Source organism: Eudoraea sp. (genome assembly GCF_049669105.1).
Taxonomy (GTDB): domain Bacteria; phylum Bacteroidota; class Bacteroidia; order Flavobacteriales; family Flavobacteriaceae; genus Eudoraea.
This window is the reverse complement of the sequence record NZ_JBATKE010000205.1, coordinates 1-15,538: the sequence shown is the minus strand read 5'-3', so window position 1 is coordinate 15,538 and position 15,538 is coordinate 1. Positions and strand designations below refer to the sequence as shown.

The 15,538-nt window shown below is 36.9% G+C and carries 15 protein-coding genes; 7 read left to right on the top strand and 8 right to left on the bottom strand.

Annotation, left to right across the window (positions count from 1 at the left end):
* Positions 1–169 precede the first annotated feature (169 nt).
* The gene (locus WBM60_RS15515; RefSeq protein WP_424261922.1) at positions 170–571 is read left to right on the top strand and encodes a carboxypeptidase-like regulatory domain-containing protein; all 402 of its coding nucleotides are present in this window, start codon (positions 170–172) and stop codon (positions 569–571) included.
* Positions 572–647: 76 nt separating this feature from the next.
* Here WBM60_RS15515 and WBM60_RS15510 read toward each other — a convergent pair whose 3' ends face one another.
* On the bottom strand, positions 648–1,007 hold the full coding sequence (locus tag WBM60_RS15510; RefSeq protein WP_424277598.1) for a toxin-antitoxin system YwqK family antitoxin: 360 nt from the start codon (positions 1,005–1,007) through the stop codon (positions 648–650).
* A 502-nt stretch (positions 1,008–1,509) separates the two neighbouring features.
* Between WBM60_RS15510 and WBM60_RS15505 the strand changes: the two genes are divergently transcribed.
* Positions 1,510–3,774, top strand: coding sequence for an anion permease (locus WBM60_RS15505; protein ID WP_424261926.1), 2,265 nt, complete (start codon positions 1,510–1,512; stop codon positions 3,772–3,774).
* A gap of 211 nt (positions 3,775–3,985) precedes the next feature.
* On the opposite strand, the gene WBM60_RS15500 is transcribed toward WBM60_RS15505, so the two are convergent.
* The gene (locus WBM60_RS15500) at positions 3,986–5,761 is read right to left on the bottom strand and encodes a Na/Pi cotransporter family protein (RefSeq protein WP_424261928.1); all 1,776 of its coding nucleotides are present in this window, start codon (positions 5,759–5,761) and stop codon (positions 3,986–3,988) included.
* Positions 5,762–5,864: 103 nt separating this feature from the next.
* Between WBM60_RS15500 and WBM60_RS15495 the strand changes: the two genes are divergently transcribed.
* The 4 genes from WBM60_RS15495 (at position 5,865) to WBM60_RS15480 (ending at position 9,013) form a co-directional block, all read left to right on the top strand.
* The gene (locus WBM60_RS15495) at positions 5,865–6,590 is read left to right on the top strand and encodes a DUF6503 family protein (RefSeq protein WP_424261930.1); all 726 of its coding nucleotides are present in this window, start codon (positions 5,865–5,867) and stop codon (positions 6,588–6,590) included.
* A gap of 82 nt (positions 6,591–6,672) precedes the next feature.
* Complete coding sequence (locus WBM60_RS15490) at positions 6,673–7,647, top strand: CAP domain-containing protein (protein ID WP_424261932.1); 975 nt, start codon at positions 6,673–6,675, stop codon at positions 7,645–7,647.
* A gap of 98 nt (positions 7,648–7,745) precedes the next feature.
* Complete coding sequence (locus tag WBM60_RS15485; protein WP_424261934.1) at positions 7,746–8,252, top strand: nicotinate-nucleotide adenylyltransferase; 507 nt, start codon at positions 7,746–7,748, stop codon at positions 8,250–8,252.
* 254 nt (positions 8,253–8,506) lie between these two features.
* Complete coding sequence (locus tag WBM60_RS15480; RefSeq protein WP_424261936.1) at positions 8,507–9,013, top strand: nicotinate-nucleotide adenylyltransferase; 507 nt, start codon at positions 8,507–8,509, stop codon at positions 9,011–9,013.
* Positions 9,014–9,106: 93 nt separating this feature from the next.
* Here WBM60_RS15480 and nadD read toward each other — a convergent pair whose 3' ends face one another.
* The 6 genes from nadD to WBM60_RS15450 all read right to left on the bottom strand — a co-directional run bounded on the left by nadD (position 9,107) and on the right by WBM60_RS15450 (position 13,924).
* Positions 9,107–9,691, bottom strand: coding sequence for a nicotinate (nicotinamide) nucleotide adenylyltransferase (gene nadD, locus WBM60_RS15475; RefSeq protein WP_424261938.1), 585 nt, complete (start codon positions 9,689–9,691; stop codon positions 9,107–9,109).
* Between the two features lie 82 nt (positions 9,692–9,773).
* The gene (gene gmk, locus WBM60_RS15470; RefSeq protein ID WP_424261940.1) at positions 9,774–10,355 is read right to left on the bottom strand and encodes a guanylate kinase; all 582 of its coding nucleotides are present in this window, start codon (positions 10,353–10,355) and stop codon (positions 9,774–9,776) included.
* Positions 10,355–11,212, bottom strand: a complete 858-nt coding sequence (locus tag WBM60_RS15465) for a YicC/YloC family endoribonuclease (protein ID WP_424283301.1) — start codon at positions 11,210–11,212, stop codon at positions 10,355–10,357. The genes gmk and WBM60_RS15465 overlap by 1 nt, the downstream gene beginning before the upstream one ends.
* Before the next feature lie 68 nt (positions 11,213–11,280).
* The gene (locus WBM60_RS15460; RefSeq protein ID WP_424261944.1) at positions 11,281–12,093 is read right to left on the bottom strand and encodes a 3-keto-disaccharide hydrolase; all 813 of its coding nucleotides are present in this window, start codon (positions 12,091–12,093) and stop codon (positions 11,281–11,283) included.
* Between the two features lie 2 nt (positions 12,094–12,095).
* Complete coding sequence (locus tag WBM60_RS15455) at positions 12,096–12,860, bottom strand: 3-keto-disaccharide hydrolase (RefSeq protein WP_424278803.1); 765 nt, start codon at positions 12,858–12,860, stop codon at positions 12,096–12,098.
* A gap of 11 nt (positions 12,861–12,871) precedes the next feature.
* The gene (locus WBM60_RS15450; RefSeq protein ID WP_424261948.1) at positions 12,872–13,924 is read right to left on the bottom strand and encodes a sugar phosphate isomerase/epimerase family protein; all 1,053 of its coding nucleotides are present in this window, start codon (positions 13,922–13,924) and stop codon (positions 12,872–12,874) included.
* A 150-nt stretch (positions 13,925–14,074) separates the two neighbouring features.
* Here WBM60_RS15450 and WBM60_RS15445 point away from each other — a divergent pair.
* A partial coding sequence (locus WBM60_RS15445) for a GMC family oxidoreductase N-terminal domain-containing protein (RefSeq protein WP_424283300.1) occupies positions 14,075–15,538 on the top strand: 1,464 nt, incomplete at its 3' end.

Sequence of the window (15,538 nt, the reverse complement as noted above, 5' to 3'; positions counted from 1 at the left end):
GGCCCTTGTTCAAAAGGATATACATTTTTTGGAAAAGGGAATACTTTAGGGTAATGATTATTGAGCAATATCCCGCTTTTTCATAACCTTTTTGTTACCAAACTTTAATATACGGGTAACCTTAGCTTTACATTGACGTCTTTCCTTTGCAGTACAAACAAGACCATAGATGAAAAATTTAGCCTTGGTATTTTCTCTTCTCTTTACAGCACTGCTGTTTTCACAGCAACAGGGCTCTGTTGTGGGTACTATTCTCGACAAAGAGATGAATAATGAACCCATGTTATTTGCCCATGTACAAATCAAAAATACACCTATAAGTATTCAGACTAATTTTCATGGAAATTTTGAAATTACCAGTATTGATCCCGGGAATTACACCTTATTAGTCAGTTATTTGGGATATAAAACCATAGAAATACCTATCATTATTGAGGAAAACAAGACCACCCAGGTGATCAAAGAAATCGAAGCCAAAAAAATAAGTCTAGAAGATATTGCCAGTATGCAAAGAGCATCAGAAGAACCTGCATACATTACTGCCAATTCTGAACAACTTAAGGGTAAGTAAAAATTACTTTTTGGTATTAAAATAAAAGATCCCGCTTTTAGCGGGATCTTTTATTACAACTAGTAGTGTTATTAATTTAATTATTACCAGCTAGTCTTGTGGAATTCTTTACTCCGTTAATACTGGCAATTTGATTATTACTGTATTCAACCTCCTTCATTGTATTATTGGACCAAAAAAGCCATTTACCGGACTTATCTCCATTTTCATAACTGCCCTGAGAAATCTTATTTCCTAAAGTGTCATAACTAATCCATTCACCATGCAATTGCCCCTTTAAATTAAAAGTCCCTTCCTGGCTGATTATACCATTATCATGATAGTCGGTAACTTCTATTAAGTTGGTCTCTTTATTTAGTTTCTGTACTTTGTTTTCCTGCCCATAGACCAATACTGTGGTAAATGCCAGCACTAATAAAATAATTATTTTCTTCATGATTTCTCCCTTTTTGTAATTTATTACTGTACAAAGTTAAATATTTTTAACCTTAAATCAACTATTACTTAACATTAAATTTACATAGATAACGAAACATATTGATTTATAGTATTTTACGAGCTTACTTTCCATGCAACATATTAATAAATATTTTGTATTTACTTACATTTGCGAGCTGATTAAGGAAGGTAGATAAGGTCTAACTAATAGCCTGGAATAATCAAATTAAAAATCGCAAAGAGCATATATCCATAAATTCTAATCGGAAAATGAGAGACATGAATACTAAAAACCATCTTTTTTAGGTCTATTTGTGTATCTTATTGGCAACAAATTAAAACTTCAAAAGATTATATTTACTTTGCAATAGACTTGGGAATGGATGTTATATTATATGTAATAAAGGTGCAGCTCCATTTTTAATATAAATAATAACCTTAAGATAACACCCCAAAAATACATACTTAGGATATTTGCCAATTAACTCTTCTAGCCCATAATGAATGATATTTACTTGATAATGATAATAGCATTGGTCGTCCTGGCCATTGCAGATCTTATAGTAGGGGTTAGTAATGATGCTGTAAATTTTCTCAATTCAGCTATTGGATCCAAAGCCATCTCTTTTAAAACTATTATGATAGTAGCTAGTGTTGGTATTGCATTTGGTGCAATGTCTTCAAGTGGAATGATGGAAGTAGCGCGAAAGGGTATCTTCAACCCGGGAGAATTCGTCTTTGCTGAAATTATAATAATATTTATGGCAGTTATGATTACCGATATCCTATTATTGGATTTCTTTAATACACTGGGCATGCCTACATCAACTACAGTTTCCATCGTATTTGAATTATTAGGAGCTGCTGTGGCTATATCCCTTCTCAAAATATGGGCAGTTGATGGAAATTTCTCAGATTTGGGCATATATATAAATACGGAAAAGGCCACGGAGATTATATTTGGTATTATTTTATCTGTTATAGTTGCTTTTACGATTGGCGCCCTAATACAGTTTGTTACCCGACTACTGATTACTTTTAAATTTGAAGACAAACCTAAATGGAGAGGAGCCATTTTTGGCGGGATTGCTTTAACGGCCATCGTATATTTTATACTCATAAAAGGACTTCAGAGCGCTAACCTTTTTGGAGGTGTGATCACAGGTTATGTTTCCCAGCAACCTGAATTATTCATACTGGCAAATTTAATTTTTTGGTCAATTCTATCACGTATTATTACGGGTGTCTTTAAATGGAATATTTACACGGTAATTATTGTTGTGGGTACATTTGCACTGGCCATGGCTTTTGCGGGAAATGATTTGGTAAATTTCATTGGAGTCCCCATTGCTGCACTTCAATCTTACCAGGATTGGCAGGGAACTGGAATTCCAGCGTCAGAATATACTATGGACAGTTTATCCAGTGCAGTTCAAACTCCTGTAATACTCTTGCTTCTATCGGGAATCATTATGGTAATTACACTATGGTTTTCTACAAAAGCAAGGAATGTCGTAAAAACAAGTGTTGACCTCTCAAGACAGTATGAAGGTGAAGAAAAGTTTCAACCAAACTTCCTGTCAAGGCAGGTGGTTAAATATTCTATTAAGGCTTTTGATAATTTAAATGGCATTTTTCCCGAAAGTTGGCGAAAAAAAGTAGATCAGCAATTCGCACAATCCTATGATTATTCAGTAAAAAACAAAAGTCAGGACTTACCAGCTTTTGACTTAGTTCGTGCAGCTGTGAATCTTATGGTAGCAAGTGTTTTGATTTCTATTGCTACTTCAATGAAATTGCCCCTATCCACTACTTATGTGACCTTTATGGTAGCTATGGGAACTTCACTGGCTGATCGTGCATGGGGAAGCGAAAGTGCTGTGTATAGGGTTGCAGGTGTATTTAATGTAATTGCTGGCTGGTTTCTAACGGCAATTAGTGCATTTACGGCAGCGGCCTTGGTGGCAATAATAATTCATTTTGGAGGGATTGTTTCTGTTGGATTTTTATTATTATTTGCTGCAATTATACTCATTAGAAATTATGTGAATCATAGGAGAAAAAACAGAATGGCAAAGTTAGAATATGGTCTTAGAAGAGCTGAAAGCAGTTCCATTCAGGGGGTAATCCAGGAAAGCGCAGATAATATAACCAATGTTTTAAAACGGAGTAACAAAATATATACAAATGCCATAGATGGTTTAGCAAGACATGATTTGGAATTGCTAAAGAAGAGTAAAAAACAAGTTCTCAAGCTTTCAGCTGAAATAGATGATCTAAGGGATAATATATTCTATTTTATCAAGAATCTGGATGAGCATAATATTGGAGCCAGTAATTTTTATTTAAGTATTTTGGACTATCTTCAGGATATGGCTCAATCCCTTGAATATATCGGAAAGATTAGCCATAAACATGTTAATAATAATCATAAAAAACTTACCTACAGCCAGATTAAGGAATTGAAAGAATTGGATATAGAAATCGAATCACTTTTTGATAATACCAAAAATGCTTTTGAAGATCGTGCATTCTATAAAATTGGAGAAGTGTTGACCCATAAAGAACATATATTTAATATGTTGACTCAAAAAATTTCTAGACAAATTAAAAGAACGAGGACAGAAGAATCCAGCCCCAAAAATACCACCCTGTATTTTAATCTTTTAACTGAGACCAAAGACCTGGTTACCGCGACCATAAATTTATTGGAAATATATTACCAAGAATACGACAGCAACGTTCAGCCGGCAGCTATCGAATGATCTGAAAATTACCTTTAAAAGCCAAAATAGCCGGTTTATTCTTAAAAGTTGACCTTGTTCATATTAATTTCATATACTTTATGTGAACTTAATTATTGTACAAGCGGACTGTTATAATTGTGTGCCTGATTTCCTAATAATCACATTTATAATACAAAGAACATGATGCACGATGCATATCTAAACCAAAATAAAAAGTATGTTGACCCAATTAAGCAGCATTATCGATCGAGCTGGTTTCTTCTTGTATGTCATTAAATAATGGATCTGCGGAAACATATAAAATTTGTGCAACCTCTATTAGTTTCTCTATCAACACTTGCACATTGTCATGATCATTAACCAGGGATGATGCCATATCTGTTGTAATAAGATCTTCTCTAATTAATTTATCTATTTCAACACTTTCATTTTCTAAACTATTTTCAACCTTATTACTTAAAATGATTAATTCCTGCTGAAATTCCTCTTTTTTCATTTCATCTTTATACAAAAAAATAACCCTTAATCCCGATATTACTATCTTTCTATAATTATCATATCTCTTTTTTATATAACTGTTTTCAGATTCCAAATATTTTGAAACATTCCGGTTTAATTCACCAACGTCACGAATGATTTCTACCATCTTCCTGTTGGCCAGTTTAATCTGCATAATTCGTCTATTCTGGGTTTCAGTTAGCTTTAATGTACTTTGAGCAAGGGTAGCGTATTTAATAATTTCGCCGTAAATAGTCTTCACCTTAGACAGATATAAGGCCCTAACATCCGTCTCAAAATCTTCCACAGATTTTTTTACTACTTTTTTTGCTTTTATATCAGACAAAATATCCTCACGATGAATATTCAACGCATGAGTAACAATTTCAAAAACGGCGTTCCTGTATAGGTAATCGGTTTCTTTATACAAAGTCGCTATAGCTGTCTCCGGATACTTCAACATTTTTCGCTCCAAAAACTTTGGCACCTCAATTGCCCTTTCCGGAGTAATTATTTCAGGGACCATTTTTTCTACAAGTCGGGATATAGGCTTAATAAACCAAACCAAAATAAATGTATTCAGAATATTAAAAAAAGTATGGAACAAGGAAATAGCAACCGGTATAGCTGCGGCGCTTACAAAGGGAGATGAAGACCCCAATTCCTGCACCATCCAACTTATCATCCTTAAAAATGGGTAAAACAAAGCCAGCATCCAGATTACACCTAAAATATTAAAAATAAGATGGGCCCTTGCTGTCCTTTTTGCCTGGTAATTGGCCACAATGGCCGCAATATTGGCCGTAATAGTGGTGCCAATATTCTCTCCCAATACCATAGCGGCAGCCAACTCAAATGGAATCCAGCCCTGTGCTGTCATTATTAAGGTAAGCGCCATAGTAGCGCTGGAAGACTGAATGATCAGGGTGAGAATTGTACCAATTAATAAAAAAAGAAGCACAGACCAAAACCCGGCATTAGTATACTGCTTAAGAAATTCAAGAATTTGCGGATTCTCATCAATATTGGGCATGGCGTCCTTTAAAAATTGTAATCCTATAAACAGAATTGCAAATCCTATAATAAATCCTCCCCAATTTTTAGTATTATCCTTCTTTGAAAACGTAAACAAAAAGCCAAAGCCAACCAAAGGTAAAGCTATGGCGCTCATACTTACCTTAAAACCAAGGAGCGTAATCAGCCATGCGGTAATGGTAGTACCTATATTAGCACCCATGATCACGCTTATGGCTTCCGGCAAGGTTAGTAAAGATGCATTTGAAAAGCTTACCACCATAAGTGTCGTGGCGGAGGATGATTGTATTACTGAAGTAATAAGAAACCCGGTAGCTATACCTAAAAACCGGTTAGAAGTCATGGTTGCAAGAATAGACCGCATTTTATTCCCTGCCAGCCGTAACAAGGCATCACTCATTACTTTCATCCCAAAGAGGAATAACCCCAGGGAGCCAATCAATTGTAAAATATCTGTAAAGCCGTATTCCATGTATCTACAGGTTGTCTGTTTTTTTAAATTTAAGCAAACAGATAGTTAATTCTAAGTAAATTTAGGATATTGTAATTCTTTGTAATAAGAAAATAATTAAATCATGACAAAAGCTTTCTTCCTGTTATTTTCCGCTTTGATTATTAATAGCCTATTTGGGCAGGACCTTGCGCCTAATCAATTGCTTAACAAAGCGATAGCCTATCACGATCCACAAGGGAATTGGGCTGATTTTAAAGGGCAACTATTCATTACCATGAAGACCCCTAATAGTAGTGATAGGTTAAGTGAGATAACCATGGATCTGCCTAAACACTATTTTAAGTTAGTGACCAAAAAAGACAACACAACTATAGAGCAAATTATAAATAAGGGGGTTTGTAAACTTCTGCTCAATGGTTCTGAAACAGTTTCGGAGGATGAAATTGCGAAACATAGATTAACATGCGACCGGACTCAAACTATGAGGAACTATTACACCTATTTATACGGGCTGCCAATGAAGTTAAAAGATCCGGGAACCCTGTTAGATCGAAAAGTATACAGGAAAACATTTAAGGGCAAAATTTATGATGTGCTTAGGGTTACCTATGATGAGGCTGTAGGAAAAGATACCTGGTATTTCTATTTTGATCCTGCAACTTATGCCCTCGAAGTCTATCAGTTTTACCACGATGAAGAAAAAAATGATGGTGAATACATAATTCTTAATGGTCTGGAAGAAATTAACGGGATTAAAATGCCAAAAATAAGGGCGTGGTACTACAATAAAGATGACAAATATTTAGGTACGGATACACTTACCAAAACATCTGCATTAACAGACTAAGATGCATGCCTGATCCATTCATCGAAAAATAAATACCATTTTGGTAGTGACTGCGTTATTTGGGAAGCAATAAGTCATTACTATGAAATTACCATCTTCTTTACCGGCCTGCTATTTCCTATTTGTGATAAGCTTTCTAATCCTGATTGCTTCATGCAGCAACGAAACATCTGAGCAAGATGATATCCAACAGATAGAACCCGGGCAAGAAATACCAATTGACAATGTTGCCCGGTTAGAAGCAAAGAATCTTTATTTGAATTATTACCTAGCTTCTCAGACTACCGGTTCAGAGATTGCATGGACAGGTGATGAGCCTTCCTGTGACCCCGGAATCGTTCCGGAACCCACGAAGGCCAAAATACTGCAGCGTCTGGATTACTACAGAAAAGTAGTAGGTTTAAATAATATAATTTCGGAGAACATGTCGAAAAGCGATAAAGCCCAGTTGGCGGCTTTAATTATGAATGCCAATGATCAGCTAGACCACGACCCACCTTCATCATGGAAGTGTTACACCAATGAAGGTAAAGATGGTGCAGGGAATTCTCTTTTGACTATGACCAAAAATGCGGAGGCTATTGATTCCTATATTCGAGACCAGGGAGCAGATAATGGCCCTGTTGGCCATAGGAGATGGTTGTTATGGCCTCGATTACAAGAAATAGGCATTGGAAACACAAACAGATCCAATGCTATATGGGTATTGGGAAATTCAGGTAACCCACCGTCTGACGCTCCTGAATTTGTCTCCTGGCCACCTGAGGGATATATTCCGAATAGGCTAGTTTTTCCAAGATGGTCATTCTCTATAGCAGAAGCTGATTTTTCTGCCACCACAATTTCCATGCTGGATAAAGATGACAACAATATAAACCTTCAAATCGAGTCATTAAGCAATTCTTACGGGGACCACACTATTGTTTGGATACCTGAAAATATTAATAGCAATATTACAACGGATACGTTCTATACTATTTTCCTTAAAGATGTGGAGATTAACGGGATTTTAATGGATTATTCGTATCAGGTTACTTTATTTGATCCTAATAATTGAACTGACCAAGATCATTTCATAAGAATATTGTCTTTTTTACTTTTAACCAGAGTTACGCTACAAAGCGTAAATTTTATCAACATCTAAAATCTGGAATTATGAAAAAATTTATTCTTAGTTTATTGGTTATTGGCCTAACTAGCCAGGTATATTCACAAATTACCAAAGTGGAAGAACTATCTGAAGTTGTAGTTACAGCTGTGAACTACAAATATTTAAATCAAACAGATAATAAAGTGGCTGCAGTACCTGTTCAAATGCTACAGCGTAAAGTTGCCGCTTATGATGTAACCACTAAAGATTATTATCAGGATGATTATGATTATTATACTGTGGAATTCTATATTCCCGACGGTAAAATAGTAGCAGCTTATGATGCTGATGGTAAAATTTTAAGAACTATTGAAAAATTCAATGACATTAAATTACCAGACGCTGTTTCTAAAGCATTGTTAGAGCGTTTCCCAAACTGGGATATAGTAAGCGATGTTTATCGGGTTACTTATACAGATAAAATGGGCGCTAAAAAACAATATAAGCTCAAATTACAGAATGGGGAAAGAACAATGAGGGTTAAGATGAACGAAGATGGTGAGTTTCTTTAGGAAGCAGCTCAACTAAATCCGATTGCAGTTACTATTAATAGGTAGCTTCAAGACTAAAATAAAAAGGTTCTGTCCCGACTAGAGGCAGAACCTTTTATTATACCTGTTATTATACCTGGTTCCTTTAGTTAATCCAATACCAGATTAAATTCTAACCGATCCAAATGATTTTAAGAAAGTATGAGGAAGCATAACTTTCTTCCAATACAACCAAAAATAAAATGATTATATATTAACATCTAAAATCGAATATCATGAAAAAATTAATTATCAGTCTATTGGCTATCGGTATAACGGGCATTGCATATGCTCAAGAAGTCAAATTAGAAGAACTATCAGAAGTTGTAGTTGAAGCCGTAAATTACAAGTATTTAAGCACAACAGATAACAAAGAAGCCGCAGTGCCTGTTAAAATGCTGGAGCGCAAAGCCGCTGCTTATGATGTAACTACCAAGGATTATTATCAGGACAATTATGATTATTACTCAGTCTCTTTTGCAATTCCCGATGGGAAATTAGTGGCAGTTTATGATCCTGATGGTAAAATTCTAAGAACCATTGAAAAATTCAAAGACATTCAATTGCCAGATGCTGTAAGTAAAGCACTTCAGGACAGATTCCCTAATTGGGAAATTGTCGAGGATGTTTACCGAATTAGATATGAGGATAGAAAAGGTGCCTTAAAAAACTATAAGATTAAATTACAAAATGGGGAAAAAACAATGAAGGTGATGATGAGTGAAGAAGGAGAATTTCTATAATTTTTGCTTCATTAACAGTTAAAGTTTACCCCTGATGTTGCTAATTTGGAAGGGCCTGGTGTATTAAGTACCGGGCCTTTTTAAGTCATTGTTCTATCTATAAAAATTCATCTCATCCAAATAAGTCCATACCGCATCTGGCAGCATCGCCCTTATATTTTTACCCAACTTGTGTTGTTTGCGAATAAATGTGGACGAGATTTCCATAACAGGAGCATTTACCCAATGTACTCTTGGATGTCCCCTAAATTGGCGATCCGAAGAACCATCCGAAATACGCGGATAAACGTAAATATCATAATTTTCCAATATCACCTCATAATTCTTCCACTTATGGAATCCTTTCAGATTATCCTCGCCCATTATAAGGCAAAACTGGTTGTCTTTTCCATATTTGTCTTCTAAATGAACCAAGGTATTTATGGTATAATTTGGTTGCGGTAAATCAAATTCAATTAGGCTTGCCTTTAGTTTGGGATAATCCTTTACAGCTTCAAATACCATTTGATAGCGATGGTTATTATCCAGTAGTGTCTTTTTTGCCTTAAACGGACTCTGCGGAGTAATCACAAACCACACTTCATCCAAATCAGAAAACTCTACCAAATAATTGGCAATTACCAAATGCCCGATATGAATAGGGTTAAATGTCCCAAAATACAGACCAATTTTTTTCATAAAGAATTGCTATATCCTATACCCATTATAATATTTCAATAGAATTTGTCTCAGGCATGAAGAGGCTCGTCCGCTTTAAGAACTATTTTCTCTCTACCCCAATAAAATTTGCAACCAACTCATGTGCCTCATCTAGTGCGGTATCCAAATCGTAGTTTTTAATCACTTTATCAAATTGCGGAGCAGTAGCCAATTCCACAGAAGCTTTTGCAATACGCATATTAATCTTATCATCACTCTCAGTACTTCGCTTTTTTAGTCTGATCTTTAATTCGTCTACACTTGGTGGTTTTACAAATACTGACAGCGTTTTATTGGGATATTTTTTTTTGATACGCAAGCCCCCTGCAACATCAATGTCAAATATTACATTTTTGCCTTCTGACCACAAGCGCTCAACTTCACTTTTTAACGTCCCATAAAAATTATCTCTGTAGACTTCCTCCCATTCCAAAAAATCATCATTTTTTATATGTCCCTTAAATTCATTAGTGGACATAAAATAATAATTTACCCCATGTTTTTCTTTCCCTCTTCTTGGCCTTGAAGTAGCGGAAACGGAAAATGCCAGATTTAGCTCCTCCTGCTTCAATAAATGTTCCACTATCGTTGTTTTACCGCTTCCCGAGGGAGCTGCAAAAATAATAAGTTTACCTCCCTTCATTAAAGTACATTGAGCATTTGTTCCTTAACCTTTTCCAACTCATCCTTCATTTGTACAACTAACTGTTGCATGGGCGCAAAATTGGCCTTAGATCCTATAGTATTGATTTCTCGTCCAATTTCCTGGCTGATAAAACCCAGTTTTTTTCCATTGGAATCGGCAGATTTCATGGTCTCAATAAAATAATCTAAATGGTTATCCAATCGCACTTTCTCTTCCGTAATATCATATTTTTCCAGGTAATAAATCAGTTCCTGTTCAAATCGGTTAGCGTCTACTTCGGTCTTTAAATCTTCTACGGCTTTTTCTAATCGCTCGCGAATTGTGGCCAGCCTATCCGGGTCCATTTGAACCACGTCTTTTAACAGGTTCTTAATGGAAGAGATTCTCTCTATAAAATCTTTTTCAAGTACTACACCTTCTTCGGTTCGAAAATCATTTATCTCTTTTAAAGCATTATCCAAGGTATCCTGTATGATCTTATATTCGGACTCATCAATATCCTCCCGATCGGTTTTAAGAGCATCCGGTAATCTTAGTGCCATTTCCATTAACCTTATGTCTTCCCCATCTGCGATTGACTTAAGCTGTTCCATATATTGTCTGAGCACTGCCTCATTTACTACTGATGAAGTTTCGTTTCCGGTCATTTCCACATATAAACCAAAATCTATTTTCCCTCTGATCAATGAGCTTGCAATAGTCTTTCTCAGCTGCAATTCTTTTTCCCGATAGGCCGAAGGCATACGGGCATTGATATCCAAGCTTTTACTGTTTAGGGATTTTAATTCGATGGTGATCTTTTTAGATGGAAGCTGCACCATATGCTTCCCGAACCCTGTCATGGATTGGATCATAAATTGTCTTTAATTTTCGTAAAGGTACTAAAATCTCAAAGTGAATTTTTGGCTCCCGGGGAATTTTACTATAATTCCCTAATCCATATATTTCTATAGCTAACACGGCTATTATCGCCATGATCCTGAAGCATCAAAGGTCCTTTGCCATGAGGTGGGTTTTTCGGCCATCCTATATAAGGAGTTGTTCCTTTAATTTCCACATGATCTTGTACGAGCACTCCATTGTGGATTATTGTTATATTACCGGATTTTATTTTACCCCCTTCTGAATTAAACTCAGGTGCGTGATAAATAATATCATAGGTATTCCATTCTCCGGTAGGCACCGAAGCTTTCGCTAACGGAACGTGTTGTTTGTAAATAGAAGCCACCTGGCCATTTACATAAGTGTCATTATCATTATTATCTAAAACCTGAACTTCATACAGGCCTGATAAAAATATTCCGCTATTCCCCCTATTCTGGCCATCCCTTTGCACCTCCGCAGGAGAACTCCATTCAATATGTAACTGTACGTCCCCAAATTTCTGTTTGGTCTGTATATTACCTGCTAAATCTTTTACCGTCATACTACCGTCATCATTCAGATGCCAAACCACGGAAGAGCTATCATTTACCATCTCCCATTTTTCAAAATCGCTACCATCAAAAAGAACAATAGCATCGCTTGGGGCACCGTTATTTCCTGTTGGGTTTACTATGGGTGGAACGGGTTCATAGAATTCCGTCTGTTCAGGTTCTGTAGGTTCTTCCCCCATGTATTCCTTATAAACTATTACCTCATCAGAAGTATCTTCATGAAGCATGGGCGTATCCTGAGATCCCTGTTTACAACCTATTATTAAAAGTATAACTGACAACAAATAGTATCGATTCATGGTTACAGTTCTTTTATCTTAATATTTCTATATCCTATACTTATCACTTCGCCATGATCCTGCAATGCGATCTTCCCCGTTTGGTATTTTCCAAAATCCTGCCAGTCCGCAAATTTGGAATTGGCCACCATGGTATCCCATCCTTCTCCGGTGACCGGGAACTCCACGATTTTTGTTCCATTGAGTACTACAATCCCTTCATTGGTCTTATGATTAATTGTAATCTCATAAGTATTCCACTCTCCAATTGGTTTAACAACATCCTCAGACGGTGCAATCATATCGTAAAGAGCGCCTGCCTGGTGTGTTGTTCCGTTTTTGGCATCAGGGTGATTTATATTATCTAAAACTTGAATTTCAGGTCCTGTATAGTATGGTTCCAAGTGTTTAGGATCTTCAAAAACGCCCCACATGATACCACTGTTTGCTCCTTCTGTAACCATCCATTCTATCGATAATACAAAATCTGTATATTCTTTATCCGTCACCAGATTAAACCTGTTGCCATCTGTTCTGGCTTCTTCTGTTCGTAACCTCATAGCCCCATCTTCCAATTTCCATGCATCTGGCACTTCCTTTCCTGGATAAACATGCCAGCCATCAAAGGAAGTCCCGTCAAAAAGGACGGTCCATTCGTTTTCTTCACTAGTGTTCATGGTGGATTCAATATTGGATGAGACGGTATTTTCCGTATCCTGATTCTTTGATTTTTCCTTACAACCGATTAAAAGGCCGGCAAATAACATAATACTCATTATATTTTTCATAGTTGTATTGTTTAGATTCCCAAGATTTTTTTGAGTATTTCTTTATCAATGGCACCCCCTGCAAAATCATCGAATGTTTTTTCGGTAGCTTCAATGATATGATCCTGAATAAAGATAGCTCCTTCACGGGCTCCTTGTTCCGGGCTTTTAATACAGCATTCCCATTCCATCACAGCCCACACATCACAACCGTATTGGGTTAGTTTTGAAAAAATCGTTTTGAAATCGATCTGTCCGTCTCCAAGGGAACGGTACCGACCTGCACGGTCGCCCCAGTCATTATAACCACCAAAAGCTCCTTTTTTGCCAGTGGGGTTAAATTCAGAATCCTTAACATGAAAAGATTTAATAAATTCATGATAATGGTCTATATAAGTAATATAATCTAATTGTTGTAAAACAAAATGGCTGGGGTCATAAAGTATGTTTACCCGCTTATGATTTCCTGTTGCCTTCAGGAACCGCTCAAATGTATCCCCGTCATGAAGGTCTTCTCCAGGATGAATTTCATAACATACATCAACCCCTTCCTCGTCATAATGATTCAATATTGGCAGCCATCTTTTTGCCAGTTCTTCAAAGCCCATTTCTACCAAGCCGGGTGGCCTCTGGGGCCATGGATGCCATGTGTGCCATAATAACGCTCCGGAAAATGTGGCATGTGCACTTATTCCCAATCTTCTGCTTGCCGTAGCGGCTTTTTTAACAACATCAATTGCCCATTCCGTGCGTGCTTTCGGATTATTTTTTACGGCATCAGGAGCAAAATTATCAAACATAAGGTCATAAGCCGGGTTAACAGCCACCAGCTGTCCTTGCAGGTGAGTAGATAGTTCAGTGATCTCCAATCCGTAAGAGTTGATGGTCCCCTTTAATTCATCGCAATAGGTCTGACTTTCAGCTGCCTTGTCCAAATCAATTAAAAAGTTTTCCCAAGTGGGTATTTGAATCCCTTTATACCCTAAGTCAGATGCCCATTTGCACATGCCATCAAGCGAATTAAACGGGGCTTTACTATCTACGAATTGGGCTAAAAAAACGGCGGGTCCTTTAATTGTTTTCATGATACAGTTCTGCTTAGTTAATCAAATTTGTATTTTGTTACGTTTTAAGAATTAAATCCTATATTTAATGGGTAAAAATTCAACTTTTATTTCTTCACTTGGGAAGTGTTAAATATAGCAATTACATCAGAATTAAAATAACAATATAGCATGAATCAGAAGGAGAAATATGACGCCATAGTTGTAGGCACCGGAATAAGTGGTGGATGGGCTGCCAAGGAATTATGTGAAAATGGGCTGAAAACCCTGGTTCTCGAACGAGGACGTATGGTAAAGCATATTGAAGATTATCCTACAATGAATATGGATACATGGGATCTTCCTAACAACAATGAACTATCCAGAGAAGACCAGAAAAAATACCACAAGCAACGAAGAGTAAATTGGGCACCTAAAGAAGATGTAAAACATTTTTTTGTGAACGATTTGGAGCACCCTTATGTGGAGACAAAACGTTTTGACTGGATTCGAGGTTACCATGTAGGAGGACGATCATTAACATGGGGCCGTCAGAGTTATCGATGGAGTGATCTTGACTTCGAAGCCAACCTAAAAGAAAACATTGGGGTAGACTGGCCAGTACGATATAAGGATATCGCTCCTTGGTATGATAAAGTGGAAGAGTATATAGGGGTTAGTGGAGAAAAACTGGGTTTAAGACATCTGCCTGATGGTAAATTTCATCCCCCGATGGACCTTATGTGCCCGGAAGAGGACTTAAAAAATGTATTATCTGATAAGTTTGATGATGGTCGATTACTCACTATAGGGCGTGTAGCAAATATTACAGATAAAGAAGGCAATATAGAAGGAAGAACGCCCTGTCAGTATAGAAACAGATGTTGGCGCGGATGTCCTTTCGGAGGATATTTCAGTAGTAATTCTTCTACGCTTCCCGCAGCAGAGCGAACTGGAAAAATGACATTGCGGCCAAATTCTATCGTTCATGAAATTATTTACGACGATAATACCAAAAAAGCCACAGGAGTCCGGGTTATTGACAGAGAGACTCATGAAAAGCATGAATTTGAAGCAAAGGTGATATTTTTATGTGCTTCTTCAATGGCCTCTGTGGGAATCCTGCTACAATCGAAATCTGAGCGTTTTCCCAATGGTATTGGCAATAATCATGACCAATTGGGCAGAAACATAATGGACCATCACTATCAATTAGGCGCTTCTGCCAAGGTAGAAGGGTATCTGGATAAATTTTACAAGGGCAGGCGCCCTAATGGTTTTTACATACCCCGATTTGTGAATTTGGATTCAAAGACTTCAAAAAAAGAATACCTGAGGGGTTTTGGCTACCAGGGAGGGGCAAGCAGAGAAGACTGGACCTTATCAGTTGCAGAACTGAATTATGGAAAAGATTTAAAAGAAGCCATTTTAAAACCCGGAAGCTGGGAAATAGGCGCTACCGGATTTGGTGAGATGCTGCCTTACCATGACAACAGAGTTACCCTCAGTGACACTGAAAAAGACCAATGGGGATTACCACAGTTAGACTTTGATGTTGAGTTTAAAGAAAATGAATATAAAATGCGGGAAGATATTATAAAACAAATTACAGAAATGTTTACTGCCGCCGGATTTAAAGACATAGAACCCTATGAA

Excerpts from the sequence above, each read along its gene's own strand:
- gmk (WP_424261940.1), bottom strand. The coding sequence starts at position 10,355 with ATGAAGGGAGGTAAACTTATTATTTTTGCAGCTCCCTCGGGAAGCGGT.
- WBM60_RS15510 (WP_424277598.1), bottom strand. The coding sequence starts at position 1,007 with ATGAAGAAAATAATTATTTTATTAGTGCTGGCATTTACCACAGTATTG.
- WBM60_RS15505 (WP_424261926.1), top strand. The coding sequence starts at position 1,510 with ATGAATGATATTTACTTGATAATGATAATAGCATTGGTCGTCCTGGCC.
- WBM60_RS15490 (WP_424261932.1), top strand. The coding sequence starts at position 6,673 with ATGAAATTACCATCTTCTTTACCGGCCTGCTATTTCCTATTTGTGATA.
- WBM60_RS15460 (WP_424261944.1), bottom strand. The coding sequence starts at position 12,093 with ATGAATCGATACTATTTGTTGTCAGTTATACTTTTAATAATAGGTTGT.
- WBM60_RS15480 (WP_424261936.1), top strand. The coding sequence starts at position 8,507 with ATGAAAAAATTAATTATCAGTCTATTGGCTATCGGTATAACGGGCATT.
- nadD (WP_424261938.1), bottom strand. The coding sequence starts at position 9,691 with ATGAAAAAAATTGGTCTGTATTTTGGGACATTTAACCCTATTCATATC.
- WBM60_RS15450 (WP_424261948.1), bottom strand. The coding sequence starts at position 13,924 with ATGAAAACAATTAAAGGACCCGCCGTTTTTTTAGCCCAATTCGTAGAT.
- WBM60_RS15515 (WP_424261922.1), top strand. The coding sequence starts at position 170 with ATGAAAAATTTAGCCTTGGTATTTTCTCTTCTCTTTACAGCACTGCTG.
- WBM60_RS15500 (WP_424261928.1), bottom strand. The coding sequence starts at position 5,761 with ATGGAATACGGCTTTACAGATATTTTACAATTGATTGGCTCCCTGGGG.
- WBM60_RS15455 (WP_424278803.1), bottom strand. The coding sequence starts at position 12,860 with ATGAAAAATATAATGAGTATTATGTTATTTGCCGGCCTTTTAATCGGT.
- WBM60_RS15495 (WP_424261930.1), top strand. The coding sequence starts at position 5,865 with ATGACAAAAGCTTTCTTCCTGTTATTTTCCGCTTTGATTATTAATAGC.
- WBM60_RS15485 (WP_424261934.1), top strand. The coding sequence starts at position 7,746 with ATGAAAAAATTTATTCTTAGTTTATTGGTTATTGGCCTAACTAGCCAG.
- WBM60_RS15465 (WP_424283301.1), bottom strand. The coding sequence starts at position 11,212 with ATGATCCAATCCATGACAGGGTTCGGGAAGCATATGGTGCAGCTTCCA.